Genomic DNA, 1206 nt, shown 5'->3' with positions numbered 1-1206 from the left:
CATCAACCAGGTCGAGCAATTGTTGCCCTGGAATATTGATCTTGGACAATCAGCCGTCAGCGAGGCTGTCTAGGGTGTAACGCGTCAACGCTTACGCTCTTGTGGTAGCAAAGCGCACCCGATTGTTCAGCATCTCATACTTAGCAAATGGGCAAAGATTCATTTCCATCACAAAAGTGTTAACCCACCGCCGAACCGAGAGAACAATTTCCTCGTCATTTCGGATCTCACTTGGTCGTGATAATTTCTTCATTCGTCTTTCATATTTTCAAGTTGGCTGAGCCCTTGATACCTTTTATCTTACAAACTTGGCTGTATATCTTGTAAACACCCAGCCCGACATGACTTCACCATCTCCGTATGTATACGTTACTTCGATCCAGTTTCTGTCTTTCGATAATATGGTTACTATCTGACCTAATACTAATTCGTCAAGAATTTCAGATTTTGTAGAAGGCTTAGATCTAAGTCTTACATTATTAGCAGTTATAAATCGGAGCCCTTCAGTATTTACATCATTAATATATAAAGGGATTTCTTTAATCTGTTTTACTTTTTCCCTGTCTGCTAGATTATTATCCTGCAAATAAGATTCAACCACTGGCGTAAGTAAGTTGGCTGATATGTTAGTTAAAATTGGCTGTAAAACATGAAACAGAATATAGAAAAATATAGCTTGAAAAAGTGGGGGTAGAGCAGTAAATTTTGTGGCTAAAGAACTTACATTTTCTGCTTTCTTAAATTCATTAGCCGCTGTTGTCAGTTCATTTTCAATGTTTTCAAAATTGAATGATGAAAAGTCAGCTCTCTCCATTGATGCAAAAATAGTTGATAAAGCACTGTGATCATTCAATATTCGAGCGCTAGATGAAGCAAAGCTACTGAGCATATCGTCCATTTCGAGAAAATTAGCTATAGAACCAAGAGCACTATTAATTCCCATTTGCTGAGAATTAATTGATTCTATTGCTTTCCGAAATGTAGATGTTTGAGTGAGATTAGCTAAAGCCAGAGCATTATTAATTCCTATTTTTTGCGAACTAATTGATTCTATAGCTTTATCAAATATAGATGTTTGGGTGAGATTAGCTAAAGCCAGAGCACTATTAATTCCTGTTTTTTGCGAATTAATTGATTCTATAGCTTTATCAGATATAGATGTTTGGGTGAGATTAGCTAAAGCCAGAGCACTATTGATTCCTGTTT

At 36.7% G+C, this 1206-nt stretch carries 2 protein-coding genes; both read right to left on the bottom strand.

The genetic code is table 11. From position 1 onward, the window contains the following. Positions 1–91: 91 nt before the first annotated feature. On the bottom strand, positions 92–253 hold the full coding sequence (locus LGT40_RS16515) for a DUF1415 family protein (RefSeq protein WP_226069675.1): 162 nt from the start codon (positions 251–253) through the stop codon (positions 92–94). Between the two features lie 42 nt (positions 254–295). Further along, positions 296–1206: SH3 domain-containing protein (locus LGT40_RS00385; protein WP_226343114.1), on the bottom strand; the 911-nt coding region annotated here is incomplete at its 5' end.

Source organism: Methylophaga pinxianii (assembly GCF_020447225.1).
GTDB lineage: Bacteria > Pseudomonadota > Gammaproteobacteria > Nitrosococcales > Methylophagaceae > Methylophaga > Methylophaga pinxianii.
The sequence above is the reverse complement of the archived record's forward strand: the minus strand, read 5'-3'. Positions and strand labels throughout refer to the sequence as shown.

Excerpts from the sequence above, each read along its gene's own strand:
- LGT40_RS16515 (WP_226069675.1), bottom strand. The coding sequence starts at position 253 with ATGAAGAAATTATCACGACCAAGTGAGATCCGAAATGACGAGGAAATT.